Here is a 21,278-nt window from a genome sequence, read left to right on the forward strand (position 1 = left end):
TCCTCCTAGCTGAGAAAACTGTTGTATTTTATAAGTTCAACATATTTAAATGGGGCACCATGACCAAAATAAAATTCAGTATCATCGGAAAAGGTAAGCGCCTTTATTTTTTTAAGACTATTATAAATATCATTTTCATTACCGGTTGGCAAGTCGGTACGGCCTATGTTTGTTTCAATTAAGGTGTCACCGGTAAACACAACCTTTTCGTTTTCAAAATAAAACATACAGCTTCCTGCTGTATGTCCTGGAGTATGAATCACATCAATATCAAAACCAAAAAGATTTATTTTACCTTCAGAAAGGGTTTTAAAATTCACCTTCGGTTGATAGAAAGTGCCAGCCAGAATTGAACCATTCTTTCTTGAATTAGTAATTACCTCAATTTCATCATTAAAGCAGTAATATTCAACTCCAGGATTTTTTTCTGCAAAAGCATTTATCCCCATTATGTGATCAAAATGTCCATGAGTCTGCAGGACAAATTTTACAGGAGGAATTGTCTTTAAGTAATTTTCAAATTCAGAATCATAATAACCGAGGTCTACAATAAAACTGCACTCCCCGGCTGAGCAGACATAAACATTACAGGAAAAGGCTCTCTGATTCACAAAGGTTCTGATTTTCAAATTCTGTGCCAAATTAAATTACTCCATCAATCAATTAAAATAATCTGAAACCTCTGATTGTTTTTACAGAATTACGTTCTATAAGCTCAGGACGGCAGCGAATAATTGACGGAACTGTTTTTCCATCAATCTGATCCAGCATCATCTGTGCAGAAATCTCTGCAATTTCATTTGCACTCTGTCTGAATGTTGTAAGGCCGGCGTATTCTGCAGCAAAATCATCATCAAAACCAATTACTGAAATATCTTCCGGAATTTTTATATTATGATCTTTTGCATAATCACACACACCAAAAGCAAGCTGATCATTAGTGACAAAAACGGCTGTGATATCTTTTCGGCGTTTTATGAGACGGCCGAATGCTTCGTAGGCACTTTCTTTATCCCAGGTTGCGCTTAATTCATATAGTTCTTCATCATAAAGATTATAGGTTTTAAGAGCTGATTTAAAACCCTCATAACGCTCAGTTGGAGCTGCAGAAATTCCATCCACTGGTGCTGAAATATATGCAATTTTTTTGTGTCCATGATTTATAAAATACTCTGCAGCGGCGTATCCACCCTGTTCGTTTGCAGTAATAACCGTACAAATATCCTTAAAAATGGTGTTTGTAGAAACTCTTGGAAGATTTGTTCTTATAAAATCATCAAAATCTGAAGCATTGTTTGTAGCAGGGTTTATTATAATTACACCGTCAATACAACGGAAATTTGCATGTGAAAAATATGTCATATTAAAATGACGCGAAAGGAAAATAATATCATAACCGGCAGCTTCTATTTTTTCTCGGAACCGGTTCAAAACAGGAGAAAACAAAGGATGTGAAAAGCCTTTATTCATTCCTGTATCATCATAAACTACGCCTATAAGATAGGATTTTTTGGTTGTAAGGGTTCGGGCAGAAATATTCGGCTCATAACCAAGTTCTTTAGCCTTATTTATAATTCTCTGTCTGGTCTCCTCACTTAGAGAGCCGAGCCCGTTTAAGGCCTTTGAAACAGTAGGTGCTGAATATCCAGTAGCTTCAGCAATGTCGTATATAGTGACCATAAATCCCTCAAAAAAAAAAACGCCGACCTAAAGGAATACGGCTTTCCCAGGTCGGCAAAAAAATCTCAATCTGCAGGACAACATACAGGAGGAACCCGCAAATATGAAAAAATAGTTTTTAGGCAACCGGTTGCCTAAATCTAGTATAAACCACATATTGCACCTCGTCAACTTTTCTGATATTTTATTCGAAGATTTTACGTTTGAGATGACTGGATAGTCAGAGTCCATAGAGTCCTGCTTTACCGGTGACGCCACGGCGCGCCGCGTATCACATCTACCAAGTAATTTACTGAACATCATTATTTTTTTCTCAAGAGGTTATAACCGCTATGAATCGTTATGCAAAGCGTTATCTTATTGACGCTATGTCAGGTATGGCTCAGGGACTTTTTGCATCCCTGTTGATTGGAACAATTATTAAGACTTTAGGTCAGCAGCTTCTTCGCCTGAACCAGAATGCTGTTTTCCAGTTCCTCGTAAACGCTGGAAACTTCGCAACAGACGCACATGTTGTTGGTGCCGCTATGGCAATCGGTATTGGTTTTGCAATGGGAGTTCCAGCTCTCGTTCTATTCTCTCTCGCAGCAGTTGGAAGTGCCGCTAACGTAACTGGTGGTGCTGGTGGCCCACTCGCAGTTCTCTTTATTGCAATCATAGCTGCAGAAATGGGCTGTCTCGTAAGCAAAAAGACAAAGGTGGACATCATCGTAACTCCAGCTGTTACAATTCTTATTGGTGCACTTTTGACAGTTTTGACTGCTAAGTACATTGGTGCTGCAGCAAGTTCAGTTGGTAAGTTCCTCGTTTGGACTACAAAACTTCATCCGTTCTGGATGGGTATTCTTGTATCAGCTGTAGTTGGTATTGCTTTGACTCTGCCAATCTCTTCTGCTGCTATTTGTGCTGCTTTCGGTCTCACAGGTCTTGCTGGTGGTGCTGCTGTTGCAGGCTGCTGTGCTCAGATGGTTGGTTTTGCAGTTTTGAGCTTCCGCGAAAACCGCTGGGGTGGAATTTTGAGTCAGGGTCTTGGAACTTCTATGCTCCAGATGCCTAATATCATCAAAAATCCAAAAACATGGATTCCACCAATCCTCACTTCTATGATTACAGGTCCAATCGCTACATGTCTCTTTAAGATGGAAATGAACGGTGCTGCCGTAAGTTCTGGAATGGGTACCTGTGGTCTCGTAGGCCAGATTGGTGTAATTACAGGCTGGTTCGAACCAAGTGAAGTTGCTGTTGGACATGGTGCAGTTGCAATTCAGCCAGGTTTCGTTGACTGGCTCGGTCTTGTACTTATCTGCTTTGTTCTTCCTGCAGTTTTGTGCTGGGCATTCGGACTTCTTTTCCGCAAAATCGGCTGGATTAAAGAAGGCGATCTCGCTTTGAACTAACTTTTAATAAATATCTTTACAGACTGCCTGTTAAGCGTAACAATATAAGCATGAAAAAGATTGCAATTATTACTGGTGCTTCAGGCGGGCTTGGTAAAGAATTTGTTTCCCGCCTTATTTCTGAGGTTGATGAGCTTTGGGCTATTGGACGCAATGTTTCTAAACTCGAAGCTCTGAAAAATGAAAACGGTTCACAGGGTGAAAAAATCATTCCGCTCCAGATGGACCTTTCTGACATAAAATCCTTTGATATTCTATCTTCAAAACTGCATTCAGAAAACGAAACAGATGGTATTGAAATCAGCTGGCTTATAAATAATGCCGGTGCCGGACGTTTTGGTCCTTCAAAAGATTTCTCAACTGAAGAACTGAATATCAGCATCACCTGCCACTGTACTGCCATTGCTTCAATCTGTAATATCTGTATTCCTTATATGAAGGCAGGCAATCATCTTGTAAATATTGCATCACAATCAGCATTTTCCCCATTACCATATATCAACCTTTATGCTGCAACTAAAGCTTTTGTTTACAGTTATACCCGAGCACTCGGTGAAGAACTTAAAGACTCAGGAATTATTGTAACTGCAGTCTGCCCAGGCTGGATAAAAACCGGTCTTATTGTCGAAAGCTTAAACGGCAAAAAAGTGCACTTTCCGCTTCTCACAACTGCCGACAAGGTAGCCGCAAAAGCACTCAAAGATGCAAGACGGGGAAAGCCTGTTTCAATCTACAAGCTTTCTGTACGCTACATTGCATGGCTTCAGAAACATCTGAATAATTCTATCTCTGTTCGAGTATGGGCAAAACTGGTTGAAAAATACGTGAAGAAATAGTTATTTTTTTCATTCTTATTCTATAAAAAAACGATTTCTGATATAATTCTCGTTTGCGATGAATTATGAAAACCCGTTAATTGTTCAAGGCGACCGCTCGCTTTTACTGGATGTACATGCCCCTCTTGCTGAGGAATGCCGAAATGCACTTATCCCATTTGCTGAGCTTGAAAAATCGCCGGAACATCTTCACACATACCGACTTACTCCCCTTTCTCTCTGGAACGCTGCCAGTGCGGGTTTTTCTGCCGATGACGCTGTAGAAGTTCTCCAGAAATTTGCACGCTATGATGTTCCTCAGTCTGTTACTGCCTGGATTAAAGAAACTGAAAGCCGTTTTGGAAAGATTAAACTTATTGCAGGTCCTGATATTGAAGTTCCTGTAAAAGAAGGTTCAGCTGAAAAAATAGTTGAACACTTTTTATATCTTGTTGCCGACAGCCTTCCCGTTTTTAAGGAGATTGGTGCAAATCATTCTGTAAAAAAACTTCTCACAAATACACTTGAAGACAATGGAGCTCCTGAGCATTCCTTCCTGCTAAAACTTACAGACCGCGGTACAATCAAACAGCTGCTGCTTCAGGCTGGCTGGCCTGTAAAAGACGAAGTTGCATTAGTTGATGGAGAGCCTCTTGATGTTTCTTTACGGGAAACTACAAGCGCAGGTCGTCCTCTTCAGATTCGTGAATATCAGAAAGGAGCTGCAAACGCCCTTGTTGGAGATAAAGGCCCTGGTACAGGTTTTGGAACAATTGTTCTTCCTTGTGGTGCCGGTAAGACTATCGTAGGCATGACAATTATGGACATGCTCAAAACCTCTACTCTGATTATTACTACTAATATTTCTGCAGTTCATCAGTGGATTGATGAACTGCTTGATAAAACAAATCTCACTTCAGATCAGATTGCAGAATACTCTGGTGAATCAAAAACAATTAAGCAGGTAACAGTTGCAACCTATCAGGTTCTTACCTGGAGACCGGACAAAGAAGGTCCTTACCCACACTTCTCTATTTTCCATGAACGTCCATGGGGACTTATTATTTATGACGAAGTTCACATGCTGCCGGCTCCGGTTTTCCGTGTAGTTGCAGATTTACAGGCAGTGCGCCGTGTTGGACTTACAGCAACTCTTGTTCGTGAAGATGGTTGTGAAGGTTATGTATTCAGTCTTGTTGGACCAAAACGTTATGATGTTCCATGGAAAGAACTTGAGCGTGACCAGTGGATTGCAAGTGCAGAATGTATTGAAGTTCGAATAGACCTTCCTGCCACTCAGGAAATTGAATATGCCGTAGCAGGAGTCCGTGAAAAACATAAAATCGCAAGTATGAATTCTGACAAACTACCGGTAGTTAGGAAAATTATTGACAGTCATCCTGAAGATAAAATTCTTGTAATAGGTCAGTACCTTCAGCAGCTGGACGAAATTGTAAAAGATCTGGGCTGTCCTATAATCACAGGAAAAACACCGAACACCGAACGTGACCGCATATATAATGATTTCCGCGAAGGAAAAATCCGCGTACTTGTTGTGTCTAAGGTTGCAAACTTTGCAATCGATCTGCCGGATGCTTCACTTGCAATTCAGGTAAGCGGAACATTCGGAAGCCGTCAGGAAGAAGCACAGAGACTCGGTCGTATTCTTCGTCCAAAAGAAAGAAAGTCGCGCTTTTTCACTTTGATTACCAGAAACACTGTTGAAGAGGAATTCGGTTCAAACCGCCAGAAGTTCCTTGCCGAACAGGGCTATGAATATAAAATTGTAAGATACGACGGAGAACTTAACTTAGATGAATGAAAATGAAATCAACAGCTGGAAAGAAGCTTTTTCTTCCCTGCCAGACAAACAGTTTTTTAATACAGTCCGTCTCTATCTTGGAGAAATAAAAACTCCATATAATAAACAGCGACTCACAGAACAGCTTGCCGGCTTTATAAGAAAAGAAGAAAATCTTACAAGCATTCTCACTCTCCTTGATGTTTTTGATGTAAAAGTGCTCACTGCAATTTCAATGATTCCAAACGCTTCACAGGAAAGCCTTGCTGATTTTTTTCATGGTGAAACTTCAGTTACAGAAATCTATGCTGAAGTCATAAACCTTACAGAACGTCTTTTAATCTATAAAGAAAAATCTCAATATTCAGAAAAAGAATATATAAAAATAAATCCACTCCTTCGTGAAAATCTTATTCCATATCTCGATGCTTCTTTGATTTTCCCGAATTACAAAGCAGAAATTACTTCAATTGAAGATGTATTTACCCTATCTCCAAATCTTCTTGCTGCTTTCATAACTTATATACGTATCCGCGGTATTTCCTGTAAATCAGACGGAACAATCAAAAAGAATGATCAGAAACGACTTTCTGAAATTTTCCCGGGAAAAGAAAAACTCATTCAGCTTTTGATGAATGCCTTTGTAAATCTTTCATTGGTTTATGAAGATGAAAAAGAAACCTGCTACGTCATAGATATTTCCAGGCTGCAGAAATTTTCTGAGCTTCCGGAACTTCAACAGTATGCACTTTTATGTGCCGCAGCTGTTTCACGTTTCAGTAAAGATGGATTAAAAAAAGAAGCTCAGTTATTGATTGACTGTCTTACTTCTGTACCAGAAACAGGCTGCACTCTCGAAACTATTCTACGTCTTGCATTCCTTGCCGGTACCTATACTGAAGATGGAACCACATCTGTACGAAAAAGCAGATTCAGTCAGATTCTTGCTGCTGCGCGACAGGAAGCCGGTGCAGAGCCAGAACAAAATGCAGAACTTTTAGACCGGATGATTGACTGCGCTCTGGAGTTTGGACTGCTACAGAAAATCGGAAAAACTGGAGATGGTGTTGAACTTTATAAAAGCTCGAACGAATTATTAAAGGTTGTTTCAACCCCGCTCATCAATCACTCTATACCAAAAGTTTTGAATATCGATTCAACCTTCACTGTTACTCTTATGCCGGGACTTACACTCCGACAATTGCTTCCTCTTACAGATTTTATGCTCGTAAAGAAAAGCGGAGTCGTAACTGAATTTGAAATAACAAAACAGTCAGTATCAGAAGGCTTTGATCACGAACTTTCACCAGACAGTATTTTTGAACGTCTCGAAAGCTATTCTAATTATCAGATTCCTCAGAACCTAAAAATAAATATAACTGAATGGTATAATTCCTATTCTTCTGCAACACTTTATTACGGTTATATTCTGAAAGTAACAGACAACAATATTTCATTTGCAGAAAATAATCCGAACATCAGAAAATACATAAAAGAAAAACTGGCCGACGGCATTTATCTTTTGAATCTCCCGGCCGGCACAGACATTTCTACATTTGTTGAAGAAAGTTCTCTTGATTTTATGGGCAATGTAAAAACTTCAACAACAAAATCAGAATTCACAAGCTTCCCTCTTTTGCGTCCAGGTCGTAAGCCAATGGTACTTGAAACCCGCAGCAAAACAGAATCAAAGAAAACTTCAATTGCAGAAGCCGGAAAGATCCTTCAGGCACTAAAGGCAAGTCTTAAAAAACTTGATATGGATAAAGCTCAGAAGGAAAGCCTCGAACACAGAATTTCAAGCAGACTGATTCTTTCCGAAGCACAGCTTAAAAATGCTTCAATCCGTACGGAGATTTTAGAAGCTGATGGTATGGATTTTGCAGGTAAAGTACATCTGATTGAAGCTGCAGTAAAAGAAGAAGATATGATGGAAATCCGACTTCCTGCTGCAGATGGAAAAGGCGAGTTTTTCACACTTGTCGGAAAACCACTCAGCATTTCCCGCCAGCCTGGAGAAGCAGTTATGCGTATTCAGATTGAACCGACCAAAGACATCGAAAACCTTTTGGTAAGCAGAATTACACATTTAAGAAGATTAAGATTTTAGGATTTAATATGGAACTCTATATAGTACGACACGGAACAACCGACTGGAATGCAGAAAAAAAATTCCAGGGCGCAAAAGATATTGAACTCAATGAAAACGGACGCCGACTTGCAGCAGAACTTGGAAAACGTCTCGACCAGTCTGGTATAGACTTTGACTGTATTTATTCATCACCGCTAATCCGCGCTTATGAAACAGCCTGCCTTATCCGTGGACACAAAACTTATCCGATTATCAGAAATCAGCTTCTTACAGAAATCAGTTTTGGCGGACTCGAAGGCCTTCCGTATAATGAATGGATAAACACAGACCACCCAAGAAAATATTTTTTCACAGAACCGGGAAGCTATGTTCCACCGGAAGGCGGCGAAACTTTCCAGTCTGTCTGTGACCGTACAAAGAAATTTGTTCAGACTATTATCGAACCGATTCAGAACAGCCAGCCAGATTCACGCATTATGATTGTTGCTCACGGAGCTCTTTTGGCAGGAATGATGTGTTATCTCGAAGGCCACGGTGTTGATAATTTCTGGGGAAGTGGTTTGAAAGGAAACTGTGAAGAAGCTGTTTATCAGTTTGATGGCAACAAGTGGACAAAGACTCATGAGGATGAAGTACATGAAAACCCTTATCAAAAATAAAAATGATCAAGAATCTATAAAGACCACCGCCGACACTCTCAAAAACGGTGGAATCGTAATAATTCCAACTGATACAGTTTACGGTTTCAGCGGAATCGTTGATCTCAAAAACGCAGCCTCAAACTTCGAAACCGATGCAAAAATTCGGACTATCAAAGGGCGGGCAGAAACAAAACCGCTCATTCAACTGATTGCAAAGCCAGAAGATATTCATCTTTATACTGATGATGCCCTTCCAGCAGAACTCCTTTCAAAATGGCCGGGCGCCCTCACAATCATTGTTCATATAAAAAAAGACTCGCCACTTGCTGCCACAGCGATTCCTGAATCAGGCACAGTAGCCTTCCGTTGTCCTGGTGACGAATGGCTAAGAAAAATAATTACCGAATGCGGGGCTCCAATATTCAGCACCAGCGTAAACCGCAGCGGCCAGCCAGTTCTGGACACAGCTGACGCCATTTCCAGTGAATTCAAGAACGAGGTTGACCTGATTATCAATGACGGCGACAAAAAAGGTGCCCTGCCATCTACCCTCGTCATGCTCGAAAACGGTAAAGTCAAAGTGTTGCGTCAAGGCAGCGTAGAAGTATAATTTTAAATAAGAAAGCTATGAACGGAAAAATCTCAATTATACAAAAAGACGAAGCCTACTCTTACGATGAATTATCCTTTATCGAAGAAAACATTTGCCCGCTGATTACTGATAAAAATCAACAGACTGCTGTAAATGAAATTCTTAAAAATCTCAAAGCAGCAATTGAAAATAAAAAAACATCAGCCGCTATTTTTTTTATGCCGCAAACTACCTTCAATATTTTTTCTTTGCTTCAGGGAGATAATTCCATTTGCAAGATTCAAAAAGAAGATATTGAAGCGTTGAATAATACTTTTGAATCAATTGATAATTGCAACCAACCGATATTCAAGCACTTTAAGAAAAAACTGAAAATACTCAACGAATATCTCCAGGAGGGAAACTCTGTATCTCCGACCGTAATTGCGGCAGATAATTTTTCTGATATAAAGATTAAATAAGATTTGTACACCCCTTTAATTCTGCAAACATTTTTATTGTTTTTCAGAAATTAAAAGATATAGATTTAAATAATATGCAATACTTTCATACATATTTATCTTCCGGTTAATTTTCATAGAAAAAAACTGAACACATAATGGAAATAAAAAAATACCTATAAATGAAAAAATAATAAGGTAATTTGATAGAAGTTCATTTTTTGAAAAGATAGATATAATAACCGGCAATAGTACTATAGACAAATATTTCTCAATATTATTCTCCTGCTTATTTGATTCTTTTTCCTTTTTATTTTTGAAATAAGTAATTATTTGCGGAAAGGATTCAACCTTTATTTTATTCCTTGCCAAATTTTGTATAAATTGATTTAGAAACTCTTCTTCATACTTCTGTCCTTTTTTATAAAAAAAGTTTTCTCTTCTTTGAATTTTTAATCTATAGTTATAAAAAAATAAAAAATACAAAAGAAAGATAACAAGAGAGCAAATTTTTCCAATAATAGATTCATTATGTACATTGAAATAGAATAGAACAAAGGAGATTAAAAAATATCCCCCCCAGAAAACAATGTATATTGCTTTATCTAAAATAGAGCCATTCTTAAAGATATTAAAACCTTTATATGATTCTTCAACTTTCTCTATAATACTATAAAAATCCTCTGTAAACATTTTTCATTTCCACCCTTAAGCATTTGCAAGACTCACAGGCATAATTGATAAATCAGAAAGATCAAATTCCAAGCCGTATAATGTAGATAAATTTAAAATCCACAAAATTATTATAACACTAGTATCTCAAAAATAAAATTTAAATAAAAATATATCTTTGTTTTAATTTTCAATCTATGCCGCCTCATGTTATAATCAATCAAAAAAAAACACAGAGGCTTAAAATGATTTTAACAAACAAGGAATTACAAAACTTCTATTTTGGAGCTTATAGTTTTGAAGAAACTAACGAAGGGTATTTACAGGCATTCCAATATACAAAAGAGCAGATGGAATATTTTAAGAGTGGACTTGATTTCTGGTACGACAGATGTATGGCCAGCAATGCAAAAACAATCGAGTTGAAAACTGAAGCACAGGCTATTTCTTTTGACTATAAATTTCTCTGGAAGGGCTCAGACGATTCTTTTGAATTAATGATTGATGGACTGATTACAAAAATTGAATATGTAAAGAATCTAAAAAAAGAAGGCAAACTTGAATGGGCGCTTCCTTCTGGTATGAAAAATATTGTAATTTATCTTCCAGCAGATGCCACTGTTTTAATTCGTAATTTCTCAATTGATTCAATTGCTGAACGACCTGCTAAAAATGAAAAAGTATTATGGCTTGGTGATTCTATCACTCAAGGCTATGGACCGCTTCGCTCTGCGCAAACATATGTTAGTGTTGCAAACAGACTTTTGAATTATGAAATTATAAATCAGGGAATCGGCGGTTATGTTTACGATAAAAAATCTCTGCTAAAAATGGAAGGTTATAGTCCTGATAAAATCATTGTTGCACTCGGCACAAATCAGTATGGCTGTGAAACAATGAAAGATATAGAAGAGTATTACGAGACTCTCATGTCACTTTATGGTAATGATATTCCTGTATTATGCATTTCTCCCTTGTGGCGTGGAGACAACATGGATGGAATTCCGACACTCGAACGCTTCTGCAAAAATGTAAAAAAGATTGCCGGAAGTTATAAAAACGTAAAGGTAATAGATGGCTTTAAGATGGTTCCACATTTAAGCGAATATTTTCTAGATAATCTGCATCCTAACTGCCTTGGAACAGAAACTTACGGTCGAAACCTCGTAGAAGAAATTCGAAAACTTGGATTCTAGAAATATGACACTGTGTTGTCATATTTAATAACGTATAATTTCTTTATCAAACTGATAGTTATGATAAGGAAATTATATGCTCCGCCCTCAATTCAAAGAAATAAAATCATACGAAGAAGTCTCTAAATTCTACTGGTATCGTGAAGAGCTTCAAAAAATCTGTAAACAGCTTGGACTTGATTCATCTGGTTTTAAGGCAGATTTGAATCATTCTATTGAAGAATACTTCAATGGAAATCTGGTAAGATCTGTAAAATCACATCGTCTTACAGAAAGGGGAATACACTATACTAAATCCGTTGTCACCACTCACCTCACACTGCAAACAAGTCTGTTGGAATGTCGTTTCTGCTTCAACCAGCGCTTCCGAGATTTCTTTTCTGAACAGACTAGAATCAAAAACCTTAGATTCAATGTTGATATGGTTGCAACTGCACGTAAGGTAAAAGAAACAAATGACACAACCTTTACCCTTGGTGATTTGCTAGACATCTACTACGGCAAAAAGACCTATAAAAAATACGACAAAGTTTCTTTGCAGTGGAATAAGTTTGTTCAGGATTTCTGTGCAGATCCAGCAGCATACCTGTTTCCGAATAAACTAAAAACTACTGCCAGGCTCTGGAAAATAGTGCGCGAATCAACAAGAGAAAAAGTATTTAAACATGAATTGTTAGACGAATTTGAAAATAAAATTTAAGGAGTACTGCTATGACTTGCCATATTGATTCTTTGTATATAATTGTTGATGATTTGGAAAGAGCAATTGCTTTTTATGAAGATCTCTTTGAACAGAAGATTCTCAATAAAAGTGAGCTCGGTGGTTATTTTAATATTAATGGATTCAGATTTCATCTGTTTGCTTATAAAAAGGTTAGTGAGTCACACACTTATGGAAGTAACTGTTTACCGAGCATTTGTTTTGCATCTCTGGAAGAAATGAAAAGAAAGATTTCTGACAAAGAGATTTGTTTCCCCCTTACAAAAATCAGCAAAAACTGGGTAGCAGAATTTGTTGATTCAGAAGGAAATCACATTGAAGTTTATACACCTGTTAAGAAATAAAAATGATTTGATAGAAAATATCGAAAAACTCCACACAACACCAATGGGCGTGGAACGTATCCGTCGTAATCTCTCACTTGGTAATGATGAAAAAGATGTCATTGCGTTCTGTCGCCAAAAAATCCTGGATATCCGCTCTGTAATTACACGCCATGGGAAAAACTGGTATGTCAAAATTGATGACTGCATAATCACCGTAAATGCCTACAGTTACACGATAATTACAGCGCATAAAGCGTAAAAACAGGAAGTTCTCTACTATGTAGTAGTAGAATTCTACTCAAAAATCAAGATTTCTACTAATTCCTACGATAAATCGAGTGACAACGCTATATTCCTGACCTATACTTATCATCAGGAGATTAAAAAATGGATGCACAGAGAACTGGAAAACTGATTAATTATTTACGATCGAAAAAGGGGATAACCCAGAAGGAGCTTGCGAACCTTATAAATGTAAGTGACAAGGCTGTAAGTAAATGGGAGCGTGGCGACGGGTGCCCTGATGTAGGAACTTTACCGGCCCTTGCACAGGCTCTCGGTACAGATGTAGATTCTCTTTTGAAAGGAGAACTCAAAGAAGTTGCTGAAGAACGGAAAATTTTAACTGAAGAAGAGCTAAAAGCTGAAATTGCAAAAATGGAAGCTGCCGGAACTCTGGAAAAACCGAATAATAATACAAGTCTTTTGAAAAATCCTTTAGCGCGAATTCGTATCTATGATTTTAAGCGTCCTGATCTATTTGGAAAGTACGAGCTTCGAAAAATCTTTAATTTCTTTGATATGTTGTGCGAAAAATTCCGTAATGAACTTGCAGGTAACAGAAATGATTTACTTGGAATAAAAGTTTGCGCTGTGGATCAGCTTACAAATGAGGAGTTTATCCGAAGCCTTCCCCAGAGAACTTTTTTCTATACTTATGATTATAACAACTCCGGTTTTGCAATTGAAATCGATCCTCAGATTGGAAAGGTTCTGCTCAAGCATGATTTAAAGAAATACCCCGAACTAACGCAGACAGACAGTGACTGCCTTAAGATTGCTTACATAGACAGGTTCTCTCAGATGCTTCAGGAACTGATTTTTTCAAACACCGATAAATCGATTCCATGGGAAGATTTTAAAAAGCCATTTACAAAAGATTTAAATACGCTTTTGCCGTGGTCTGCCGGTCAGAATTTGAGTGAGATGTGTGTTCTTGTTACGCTTGCCCTTACAAGTGATGTTTGCACTGGAATGATTAACATTCAGTTGAATTATTCTTATTTATCACGTCTTTGCCGTAAAGCAGGTTTCTTTGGAAAAGATAATCCGCAGCTGGAAAATCTAACTGATATAAAAGCACGCCCTTGTGAAAATAATGTGCTTGTAGAATTCGGCCGTTTTATTTCTGATTCGGTAAAACTTGAAGCCGGCACACTTCTTATGAGCAATAAAAAATTCGGAACTCCTTTGAATGTTATTATTGAGAACAAAGTTCTCTTTGGTGGTGAGGCTGTTATTGTCGATGAAAACTTTGGAGTCAGAATAATCGAAGTAAAGCAGGGAGAGCCTGTCCGTTACGATGAAGAACACTATATTGCCCTGCGACTTGGTGCAACTTATCTTTCTCAAGAAGATATTGCACGTCTTGATGAGGGATTCGTTTTACAACTGGACAGTCTACCAGGAAAACCAATTGCAATTATTCAGGATGGAAAATGCGTTGCCCGCGGCGAAGTTGTGATTATTGATGATATGTTTGGAGTGCGAATTGTAGATTAATCTTCGCCGGCGCAAAAGTTTAATTTCCTGAGCTCTTATAATACTTAATACTGAATCTCCAGAAGGCATATGCCAGCAGATACATAACAAGTCCAACAAAAGGTGTGATGTACATAAAGATTGTCGGATAACTAGCCATATCTTCTTTTCGCAGCAAGTACTGAGCCGGGAAATAATTTACAAAAGCGAATGGTACAACGAAGGTCATCAAAAACTGAATAGCCTTATGAAAAATACTTATCGGATAGCAGGCGAACCTTCGTGTGTTCCAGTAGAAAACTTCCTTAAGCGCATTAGTTTCCAAAAGATAAATATTCAGTGTTGCAAGAAATAAGAAAATTGCTCCCTGAATCAAAACACCTCCCGTAATTGTCAGAATATAATAGAACACTCTAAGAGGCGTCCACACTACTCCAACCTTTGAAGCAGAAATAATAAAGAGAACAATTCCAAGCCCGCCCTGTCCGACAGCCGCAAACCAGTCTGCATTTGCAAAAATCAACTGATACAAAAGTCCACGTGGCCTTAAGATATATCTGTCAAAGCCACCGCTTCTTACCGTACCACCAAAATCACGAAGCCCGGTAAAGAAGATAATCAGAAAACCGTAAGTCACATAAACCAGGCTTGAAAGGAAAAGCATCTCATAAATATTCCAGCCATTGAGAGTATCAAACTTCAAAAGAGTAAAAAAGATTACAATGATTGCCGTTGACTCGCGCAGAAAAACTGCAAGCGAACGAAGAATCGCATCAACCTTATACTGAAACCAGGACCGGAAAATCATCCGCGTGTACACTGCTGAAAGACTAAACAAATCAGATTTCATAATTAACCTCCCTGAACCACAAGTTTCTTTTTGCCCTTGTTCCATAAAATAAATCCGCAGGTCATAAGGCAGACAATCCAGATAAACTGTTTGATAAAGCCTGCCACAACTTCGCTACCATTTATGCTTCCAAGATAAATCTGAACCGGCGTAAAGTAAATTCCTTCGAAAGGAGTAAAGGCTATTATCTTTCTGACAATCTCCGGCATAAACCAAAGCGGAATCATTGAGCCGGACAAAACATTTATAAAAACATTTTTGATTGTCATGATTGCCCACACATTCATAAGCCAGAACGAAAACATCTGAAACATAAAGCTGATGCTCCAGAGAACTCCGTAACCAAGCAGTGCACTCAGAATAAAAAGTCCAAAGGCACCTGCACTTGCCGGCCGCTCAATTCCGATAAAAATCACAGCGACTATCATCGCTGGTATAAAGTGGAAAATCAGTTTGAACAGTGCAATTCCAAGATTATCTGCCAGCATTCTTCCGTGAAAACTCACAGGCAGCAGCATCTCTGTTGCAATACTTCCATCATAAAGTTTGCTAGAAAGGTAATAATCATTTACAACAAAAAATGATTCCAGTCCCAGCGACAGAACAAAGTTTGTCGTTACCATACTCAGCGTAATTCCATCAACCGCCTCACGCCCGCCGTACAGAGCCTTGTAAATCTCAACATAAATCACAAGGCGGATAAGCGTATTGAAAATACCCATCCAGTGATCCAGCCGGTATGCACTTTTTTGAAGAAAGCTCTTTTTTGCAAAGGCCAGATAAGGAGAAATTGTCATTAAGAAACCTCCCCGTTATACATCTTCTGAATTATACTTTCGATTTCCGGTTCTGCAACGGTTATATCACGTACACTGTATTTTCCAAGAATCTCGTGCATCAGTTTATTTACATCTACAACATTGTTATCGAAGGTGAAGCTCATTTTTCTGTCACCAAGATTTTCAATGGCAACCTTGCTGATTGGTTCAACTGTAACTTCTTCATTGAACTCCGCAATAAGACGGCGTGTTGTTCCATACTTGCCGCGGATATCCTGAAGCGAACCGTCAAACATCAGAGAACCTTTATCAATAATTATGATTCTCTTACAGGTCTGTTCGATGTCCTGCATATCGTGTGTTGTAAAAATCATTGTCACTTTGTCCTGCTCATTCAGCTCGCGGATAAAATTTCTGATAGTCTCCTTACCGATGATATCAACGCCGATTGTAGGCTCATCAAAAAATACAATTTCCGGTGAATGTAAAAGTGATGCTACAATATCAGATCTCATTCTCTGTCCAAGTGAAAGCTGTCTTACCGGCTGATTCAAAAAGCCCTTCATATTAAGCATTTCGGTAAAGCGATCGAGGTTCGCTTTGTATTTCTCTTCCGGAATACGGTAAATGGCACGAAGAAGTTCGAAACTGTCGATTACAGGAAGATCCCACTGCAGCTGCGACTTCTGTCCAAATACAACGCCGATTTTTCCAACATAGGATTTTCGCTGTCTGTAAGGAATAAAGCCGTTTACGCTGATTGAACCAGAATCCGGACAGAGGATTCCCGAAAGCATTTTGATTGTTGAAGATTTACCGGCACCGTTCGGCCCGATAAAACCGACCATTTCCCCCTTCTCAATCGTAAAGCTTAAATCCTTTACAGCGTGCTTGATTTCATATTTCGGAACAAACATATTTGCAATCATTCCGGGAATACCAGCGCTTCTTTTGTTTATCTTAAAATCTTTTGAGATATTCTGGACTTCAATAAAGCTCACTTTTTTTTACCTCACCGTTCAATTGTTTTATTGTATCTCCCAGTTTTGCTCTGCGAACAATCACAGACTTTACCCGGGAATGTAAACAGATTCGTTCCAGCACTTCCTTAGACGAAACGTGATTGGAATTATATTGGATTGTTAATTTATCATTTTCCAGAATGTAGCGTTCTATCTCGAGATCCGAAATATCAGGAATAGTTCCTTCAAACTCGATGTAACTTTCTTCCATCGGGGCCATACTTTTATAGAGTTCTTCCTTTGAACCATAGAATGCAAGAGCTCCCTTATCCAGCAGAAGAACTCTATCTGCAATTCTGGAAATATCTTCCATGTCATGAGAACTTACAAGAATTGTTTTGCCCTGTTTTTTCTTGTCTTCAATCAATTTATAAAAAGCGGCTTTTCCATTCTGATCCAAACCAATACAAGGTTCATCAAAAATATATAAATCTGCATCACGCAATAAAGTAAGTCCAAGTTCTGCACGTCTTTTTTGTCCAAGTGACAGACTCTTCGGTTTTGAATGGAGAAGTTCTGAAAAATTAAGTTCGTGTGAAATCTTCATTAGACAGGTTTCAAACTCAACCTTATTCATTCCATACATAATTCTGATTTCATCAAGATGGTCCATAATAGTAAGATTATCTTCATAGACAGGAATATCAGAAAACAGTACTGAAATTCGTTTTGCGATTTTAGATTTATTATCAACAGGATTTTGCCGTAAGGTATGAACTCTTCCAAGTTCTGGCTTTAAAAGTCCTGAAACCAGCTTAAGAAAGGTTGTTTTTCCCGCACCAGACGCACCAATAATTCCAACTGTAACGCCCCGGGGAATATGAATATCAATATCGTGTAATACAAACTTATTTACATAATCAAAAATAACCATAGGTCATCCTCTGAAATTACAATACTCCGGGAAGCTCTATGGAACAAGTAGGTTGGGATAAACAGTATTTATTTAGGGATAAACATATTCACAATGAAAAAGCCGTCTTCTTCATAGAAGTCTGTCATACCAGAATAAGCCTCAACAATTTCTTTTATCTGATTAACACCAAAGCCGTGTTTTTCGCTGTCAGTCTTGGTAGACTTCAAGTCAGGATTTTCCTCAAGTACAGATTTTGAAATACGGTTTTTTATAGAAATTACATCGTAGCCTTTTTTCTCATAAACGCTAATGCTGATTTCTTTTCTCTCTTCCATGCGTTCCGCTTCAATCGCATTGTCCACTGCATTTGAAAAGACCGCCGAGAAATCAATTCCCTTCATTTTTTCAAATGAAGCCTTTCCAATATCTGCCTTAACGTCTATTTCTTCCTGACGACAAATCTCAAGCTTATCATTCAGAATATGATTCAACAAAGGATTTCCGGTTTCAACATAACTTCGTACAGCATTCAATTTATCAAGTATTTCAGAAATATAGTTTCTGGCATTTTCGTAATCGCCGCTGTTTATGTACGAGGTCATCACCATAAGATGATTTCTCATATCGTGCTTGAGCTTTCTTGTATTCTGATGAAGCTGCCTGATTTCCTCTTCCTGCTTATTGATTTCTTCCATCTGCCATTTATAGGAATCAAGCTCGTATTTCAAATCTTTATTCTGAGCTTCAAGTTCGAGAAGTTTCTGAGTCAGTTCTTCAATTTCTTTTTTCTTATTGCAAAACATTTTTATTTTCCAGCCACAGATTTATCGGCGCATGTAACGCAAAATACTTTTCTTTGCAGTTTCAGAATAAGACTTACCAATCGGAAGAACAGTTCCATTATCCAGCTCAAGTTCTTCAGTTTTCAAAACTCTTATGTGTTCCAGATTCACAAGAAAGCCCTTGTGGATTCGCAGAAAGTCACTGTCTTCAAGTTCCTTTTCCACAGCCGTCATTGTTGATCGCATTTTGTATTCATCTGCAATTGTGTGTATAGCAAGATAATTTGCCTGACCTTCAAAGTAAAGAATATTACTCTGTGCTAAAGTCACAAGTTTAGAGGCATTCTGAAAAACAAAATTTTTGTTACGGCTAACCAGCTGCTTTTCACAATCTGACAGGACTGCCTTTAATTCTTTTTCCAGAAACTTTTTTCTGACAAACGCAAAAGGATGATATTTAAAACTGTCGTATACAAGCTCATCATGTGCCGTAACAAAAACAATAAGTGTATCAGCTTTTTCCCGAGTAAGAGCAGCTGCTACTTCCATTCCGCTGATACCAGGCATATCAATATCAAGCAGCAAAACTTCCGGCCACTCATCAGAAGATGACAGCAGAGTCTCCCCATCTGAATACGTCAGTACCTCACTTGAAGGAAATTCTTTTTTAATAAAGGAAGTTATTTCTTCAACAATTTTGTTCTCATCATCGCATACCGCAATTTTCATTTTCGTCTGACCTCAAAGCGGGTTTCTTCGCTCTTAGGCTTTTTTTCCTCGAGCTGGCGGTATTTTTTATAGAGAACTTCCTGTGCCCGGATTACTTCATCTTTTTTGCCACGAACAACCGGCTCCCAGCTTCCATTTGACTGAAGTTCCATTGCAGTTGTATTATCAGCAAAATAAGTATCAAGGATTGATTTTATATCTTCAAAAGCAACCTTATCTAAGATCGGGAACATGAGTTCAATTCGGCGGTCAAGGTTGCGGTTCATCCAGTCGGCAGAAGAACAGTAAAGCTCAGGTGTTCCGCCATTCTGGAAATAGAAAATACGGGCATGTTCAAGATAACGGTCTACGATAGAAACAACGCGGATATTTTCACTAAGACCTTCAACTCCAGGTACCAGCATACAGATTCCACGAATATTTAAAAGAACCTTTACACCAGCCTGACTCGCCTTATACAAAGCAGAAATAACTTCTTCATGTGTAAGGCTGTTCATTTTAGCAATAATCAATCCAGGGTTTTCAGCCGTGCTTCTTTCAATTTCGCGATTTATCATCGCAATTATACGAGACTTCATTGTTACCGGTGCCATAGAAAGACAGTTCATATTCTGCAATGTCGAATAACCGGTTACGAGGTTAAAGAACTGAGTTGCATCATTTGCAATCTGCAGGTTTGCAGTGAACAAAGAAATATCTGAATAAAGTTTAGCAGTCTTTGTATTATAGTTTCCTGTAGCGAGGTGAACATAACGGCGGATTGTATCACTTTCACGGCGGATAACCATCAGGATTTTTGCATGCACTTTAAGATTTACAAGTCCGTAAATTACAGTAACACCGGCCTGTTCCAGTTCATTTGCCCAGGCAATATTGCGTTCTTCATCAAAACGTGCCTTAAGTTCAACAAGTACGACAACCTGCTTACCACGCTGAGCTGCGCGTTCCAGAGCATCAATAATCGGAGAGTCACGGCCAGTACGATACAAAGTCATTTTGATTGCCAGGACATCATCATCATCTGCTGCATCAGAAAGAAATTTAACAACCGGGTCATAGCTTTCATACGGTACATGAAGAATTCTGTCATGCATCTTAAGCGAATCCCAGTAAGGTTCTTCTTCCGGAAGGCCTGCCGGATAAAAATGCTCCCACCTTTCAAAACTCAAAGCCGGAGCCTCATCTGCATCGCGAAGTTCCATAAGATCTGCAGGATTTATAATCTGATTTACACGGTAAACATCATCTTCTTTAAGTTCAAGTTTTTCCATCAGAAAACGGATAATTTTCTGACTCGAAGAATTACAGGTCATTTGAACAGGGAACGAAGATTTTCTTTGAATCAGAACATCTTCCATCGCATGAATAAAGTTCTTTCCCGCATCCTCATCTACAGCAAAATCAGCATCACGGGTTACCTTAAAGAGCAGAGTTTCTTCAACATCAAAACCAGGGAAAAGCTTTGTACCGTACTGTGCAACAATATCCTGCAAGAGAGCAAACTGACGGCTATTACTGTCGCCACCAGGAAGCCAGTAAATATTTGAAATGCCATCCGGAATCTCAACAAAGGCAATTCGTGGTAAATCATCACTACCCTTCAAAGCTTCTGAACCAACCTTAATTCCCTTAATCGGAGCTAGCAGGAATGCTGCATAGGTTGTCAGATTTTTGATATGAGGAAAAGCTTCAACATCTGTACGAAGCGGAGTAAGCAGAGGGAAAATTTCAGAATTAAAAACACCACTCAGATATTCAATCTGCTGCTGCGTGTACTGCATTGGAGTTACATAAATCAGCCCTTTTTCTGCAAGAGATGGAAGAATGTCTGACATAAGGCATTCCTGTTGTGTTCGCATAATCTGATGAGCACGGGCCGAAATTGAAGTATAAACCATATGTGGTGAAAGTCCCGAAGCATCTGTCTGATTAGAATTTTCCATTATCAGACGTTTAATTGAAGCAACACGAACCTGAAAGAATTCATCGAAATTCGAAGTTACAATAGAGAGAAACTGCAGACGCTCTAAAAGAGGAAGTTCCTTATTGAGCCCCTGAAATAAAACACGGGCATTAAACTCAAGCCAGCTGAGTTCACGGTTGAAATATCTTTCCTGCATAGTGCT

Annotated in this window: 22 protein-coding genes; 12 read left to right on the forward strand and 10 right to left on the reverse strand. The window is 38.5% G+C overall.

What is annotated here, in order from left to right; all coding sequences use genetic code 11:
• Nucleotides 1-5: 5 nt before the first annotated feature.
• Both AABJ44_RS12910 and AABJ44_RS12915 read right to left on the reverse strand, forming a co-directional pair.
• Nucleotides 6-641: an MBL fold metallo-hydrolase gene (locus AABJ44_RS12910; protein WP_338369473.1), complete on the reverse strand. Its 636-nt coding sequence runs from the start codon at nucleotides 639-641 to the stop codon at nucleotides 6-8.
• A gap of 22 nt (nucleotides 642-663) precedes the next feature.
• On the reverse strand, nucleotides 664-1,680 hold the full coding sequence (locus AABJ44_RS12915; protein WP_338369474.1) for a LacI family DNA-binding transcriptional regulator: 1,017 nt from the start codon (nucleotides 1,678-1,680) through the stop codon (nucleotides 664-666).
• A gap of 332 nt (nucleotides 1,681-2,012) precedes the next feature.
• Between AABJ44_RS12915 and AABJ44_RS12920 the strand changes: the two genes are divergently transcribed.
• Genes AABJ44_RS12920 through AABJ44_RS12950 form a run of 7 tightly spaced genes read left to right on the forward strand, consistent with a single transcriptional unit; the run spans nucleotide 2,013 to nucleotide 9,479 of the window.
• On the forward strand, nucleotides 2,013-3,077 hold the full coding sequence (locus tag AABJ44_RS12920) for a PTS sugar transporter subunit IIC (RefSeq protein WP_338369475.1): 1,065 nt from the start codon (nucleotides 2,013-2,015) through the stop codon (nucleotides 3,075-3,077).
• A 50-nt stretch (nucleotides 3,078-3,127) separates the two neighbouring features.
• Nucleotides 3,128-3,913, forward strand: a complete 786-nt coding sequence (locus AABJ44_RS12925) for an SDR family NAD(P)-dependent oxidoreductase (protein WP_338369476.1) — start codon at nucleotides 3,128-3,130, stop codon at nucleotides 3,911-3,913.
• Nucleotides 3,914-3,971: 58 nt separating this feature from the next.
• Nucleotides 3,972-5,714 (forward strand): DNA repair helicase XPB, encoded by a 1,743-nt coding sequence (locus tag AABJ44_RS12930; protein ID WP_338369477.1) that lies wholly within the window; start codon nucleotides 3,972-3,974, stop codon nucleotides 5,712-5,714.
• Entirely contained in the window at nucleotides 5,707-7,803 is a 2,097-nt protein-coding gene (locus AABJ44_RS12935; RefSeq protein WP_338369478.1) for a helicase-associated domain-containing protein, read from the forward strand. The genes AABJ44_RS12930 and AABJ44_RS12935 overlap by 8 nt, the downstream gene beginning before the upstream one ends.
• An 8-nt stretch (nucleotides 7,804-7,811) precedes the next feature.
• Nucleotides 7,812-8,444, forward strand: coding sequence for a histidine phosphatase family protein (locus AABJ44_RS12940; RefSeq protein WP_338369479.1), 633 nt, complete (start codon nucleotides 7,812-7,814; stop codon nucleotides 8,442-8,444).
• A complete protein-coding gene (locus tag AABJ44_RS12945) occupies nucleotides 8,422-9,036 on the forward strand; it encodes an L-threonylcarbamoyladenylate synthase (protein WP_338369480.1) in 615 nt (204 codons plus the stop codon). The genes AABJ44_RS12940 and AABJ44_RS12945 overlap by 23 nt, the downstream gene beginning before the upstream one ends.
• 17 nt (nucleotides 9,037-9,053) lie before the next feature.
• A complete protein-coding gene (locus AABJ44_RS12950; protein ID WP_338369481.1) occupies nucleotides 9,054-9,479 on the forward strand; it encodes a hypothetical protein in 426 nt (141 codons plus the stop codon).
• A gap of 33 nt (nucleotides 9,480-9,512) precedes the next feature.
• Here AABJ44_RS12950 and AABJ44_RS12955 read toward each other — a convergent pair whose 3' ends face one another.
• On the reverse strand, nucleotides 9,513-10,151 hold the full coding sequence (locus AABJ44_RS12955) for a hypothetical protein (RefSeq protein WP_074644406.1): 639 nt from the start codon (nucleotides 10,149-10,151) through the stop codon (nucleotides 9,513-9,515).
• A gap of 224 nt (nucleotides 10,152-10,375) precedes the next feature.
• Between AABJ44_RS12955 and AABJ44_RS12960 the strand changes: the two genes are divergently transcribed.
• From AABJ44_RS12960 to AABJ44_RS12980, 5 genes are all read left to right on the forward strand, one after another.
• Nucleotides 10,376-11,326, forward strand: a complete 951-nt coding sequence (locus AABJ44_RS12960; protein WP_074644404.1) for an SGNH/GDSL hydrolase family protein — start codon at nucleotides 10,376-10,378, stop codon at nucleotides 11,324-11,326.
• 76 nt (nucleotides 11,327-11,402) lie between these two features.
• Nucleotides 11,403-12,026: an SAP domain-containing protein gene (locus AABJ44_RS12965; RefSeq protein WP_338369482.1), complete on the forward strand. Its 624-nt coding sequence runs from the start codon at nucleotides 11,403-11,405 to the stop codon at nucleotides 12,024-12,026.
• 11 nt (nucleotides 12,027-12,037) lie between these two features.
• Entirely contained in the window at nucleotides 12,038-12,391 is a 354-nt protein-coding gene (locus AABJ44_RS12970; RefSeq protein ID WP_338369483.1) for a VOC family protein, read from the forward strand.
• 7 nt (nucleotides 12,392-12,398) lie between these two features.
• Nucleotides 12,399-12,632, forward strand: coding sequence for a DUF3781 domain-containing protein (locus AABJ44_RS12975; protein WP_338369484.1), 234 nt, complete (start codon nucleotides 12,399-12,401; stop codon nucleotides 12,630-12,632).
• 128 nt (nucleotides 12,633-12,760) lie between these two features.
• The gene (locus AABJ44_RS12980) at nucleotides 12,761-14,155 is read left to right on the forward strand and encodes a FliM/FliN family flagellar motor switch protein (RefSeq protein ID WP_074644393.1); all 1,395 of its coding nucleotides are present in this window, start codon (nucleotides 12,761-12,763) and stop codon (nucleotides 14,153-14,155) included.
• 19 nt (nucleotides 14,156-14,174) lie between these two features.
• On the opposite strand, the gene AABJ44_RS12985 is transcribed toward AABJ44_RS12980, so the two are convergent.
• The 7 genes from AABJ44_RS12985 to ppk1 form a co-directional block, all read right to left on the reverse strand.
• Nucleotides 14,175-14,984, reverse strand: coding sequence for an ABC transporter permease (locus AABJ44_RS12985; RefSeq protein WP_338369485.1), 810 nt, complete (start codon nucleotides 14,982-14,984; stop codon nucleotides 14,175-14,177).
• A gap of 2 nt (nucleotides 14,985-14,986) precedes the next feature.
• Nucleotides 14,987-15,781: an ABC transporter permease gene (locus AABJ44_RS12990; RefSeq protein WP_074644388.1), complete on the reverse strand. Its 795-nt coding sequence runs from the start codon at nucleotides 15,779-15,781 to the stop codon at nucleotides 14,987-14,989.
• Entirely contained in the window at nucleotides 15,781-16,764 is a 984-nt protein-coding gene (locus AABJ44_RS12995) for an ABC transporter ATP-binding protein (protein WP_338369486.1), read from the reverse strand. Before AABJ44_RS12995 ends, AABJ44_RS12990 begins: the two co-directional genes overlap by 1 nt.
• Complete coding sequence (locus AABJ44_RS13000) at nucleotides 16,751-17,659, reverse strand: ABC transporter ATP-binding protein (protein WP_338369487.1); 909 nt, start codon at nucleotides 17,657-17,659, stop codon at nucleotides 16,751-16,753. The genes AABJ44_RS12995 and AABJ44_RS13000 overlap by 14 nt, the downstream gene beginning before the upstream one ends.
• Before the next feature lie 68 nt (nucleotides 17,660-17,727).
• A complete protein-coding gene (locus AABJ44_RS13005; RefSeq protein ID WP_338369488.1) occupies nucleotides 17,728-18,444 on the reverse strand; it encodes a sensor histidine kinase in 717 nt (238 codons plus the stop codon).
• A gap of 21 nt (nucleotides 18,445-18,465) precedes the next feature.
• Nucleotides 18,466-19,152 carry a LytR/AlgR family response regulator transcription factor gene (locus AABJ44_RS13010; protein WP_338369489.1) on the reverse strand — a complete coding sequence of 229 codons (687 nt, stop codon included), beginning with the start codon at nucleotides 19,150-19,152 and terminating at the stop codon, nucleotides 18,466-18,468.
• Nucleotides 19,149-21,272 carry a polyphosphate kinase 1 gene (gene ppk1, locus AABJ44_RS13015; RefSeq protein ID WP_338369490.1) on the reverse strand — a complete coding sequence of 708 codons (2,124 nt, stop codon included), beginning with the start codon at nucleotides 21,270-21,272 and terminating at the stop codon, nucleotides 19,149-19,151. The genes AABJ44_RS13010 and ppk1 overlap by 4 nt, the downstream gene beginning before the upstream one ends.
• Nucleotides 21,273-21,278: the final 6 nt, after the last annotated feature.

Origin of the sequence: Treponema bryantii (assembly GCF_036492245.1) — a bacterium.
Classification (GTDB): domain Bacteria; phylum Spirochaetota; class Spirochaetia; order Treponematales; family Treponemataceae; genus Treponema_D; species Treponema_D bryantii_C.

Bases quoted from the DNA above. Each gene is read 5' to 3' on its own strand.
- AABJ44_RS13010 (WP_338369489.1), bottom strand. From the start codon at position 19,152: ATGAAAATTGCGGTATGCGATGATGAGAACAAAATTGTTGAAGAAATA.
- AABJ44_RS12980 (WP_074644393.1), top strand. From the start codon at position 12,761: ATGGATGCACAGAGAACTGGAAAACTGATTAATTATTTACGATCGAAA.
- AABJ44_RS12920 (WP_338369475.1), top strand. From the start codon at position 2,013: ATGAATCGTTATGCAAAGCGTTATCTTATTGACGCTATGTCAGGTATG.
- AABJ44_RS12950 (WP_338369481.1), top strand. From the start codon at position 9,054: ATGAACGGAAAAATCTCAATTATACAAAAAGACGAAGCCTACTCTTAC.
- AABJ44_RS13005 (WP_338369488.1), bottom strand. From the start codon at position 18,444: ATGTTTTGCAATAAGAAAAAAGAAATTGAAGAACTGACTCAGAAACTT.
- AABJ44_RS12990 (WP_074644388.1), bottom strand. From the start codon at position 15,781: ATGACAATTTCTCCTTATCTGGCCTTTGCAAAAAAGAGCTTTCTTCAA.
- AABJ44_RS12960 (WP_074644404.1), top strand. From the start codon at position 10,376: ATGATTTTAACAAACAAGGAATTACAAAACTTCTATTTTGGAGCTTAT.
- AABJ44_RS12970 (WP_338369483.1), top strand. From the start codon at position 12,038: ATGACTTGCCATATTGATTCTTTGTATATAATTGTTGATGATTTGGAA.
- ppk1 (WP_338369490.1), bottom strand. From the start codon at position 21,272: ATGCAGGAAAGATATTTCAACCGTGAACTCAGCTGGCTTGAGTTTAAT.
- AABJ44_RS12965 (WP_338369482.1), top strand. From the start codon at position 11,403: ATGCTCCGCCCTCAATTCAAAGAAATAAAATCATACGAAGAAGTCTCT.
- AABJ44_RS12935 (WP_338369478.1), top strand. From the start codon at position 5,707: ATGAATGAAAATGAAATCAACAGCTGGAAAGAAGCTTTTTCTTCCCTG.
- AABJ44_RS12915 (WP_338369474.1), bottom strand. From the start codon at position 1,680: ATGGTCACTATATACGACATTGCTGAAGCTACTGGATATTCAGCACCT.
- AABJ44_RS12930 (WP_338369477.1), top strand. From the start codon at position 3,972: ATGAATTATGAAAACCCGTTAATTGTTCAAGGCGACCGCTCGCTTTTA.
- AABJ44_RS13000 (WP_338369487.1), bottom strand. From the start codon at position 17,659: ATGGTTATTTTTGATTATGTAAATAAGTTTGTATTACACGATATTGAT.
- AABJ44_RS12985 (WP_338369485.1), bottom strand. From the start codon at position 14,984: ATGAAATCTGATTTGTTTAGTCTTTCAGCAGTGTACACGCGGATGATT.
- AABJ44_RS12945 (WP_338369480.1), top strand. From the start codon at position 8,422: ATGAAAACCCTTATCAAAAATAAAAATGATCAAGAATCTATAAAGACC.
- AABJ44_RS12925 (WP_338369476.1), top strand. From the start codon at position 3,128: ATGAAAAAGATTGCAATTATTACTGGTGCTTCAGGCGGGCTTGGTAAA.
- AABJ44_RS12940 (WP_338369479.1), top strand. From the start codon at position 7,812: ATGGAACTCTATATAGTACGACACGGAACAACCGACTGGAATGCAGAA.
- AABJ44_RS12955 (WP_074644406.1), bottom strand. From the start codon at position 10,151: ATGTTTACAGAGGATTTTTATAGTATTATAGAGAAAGTTGAAGAATCA.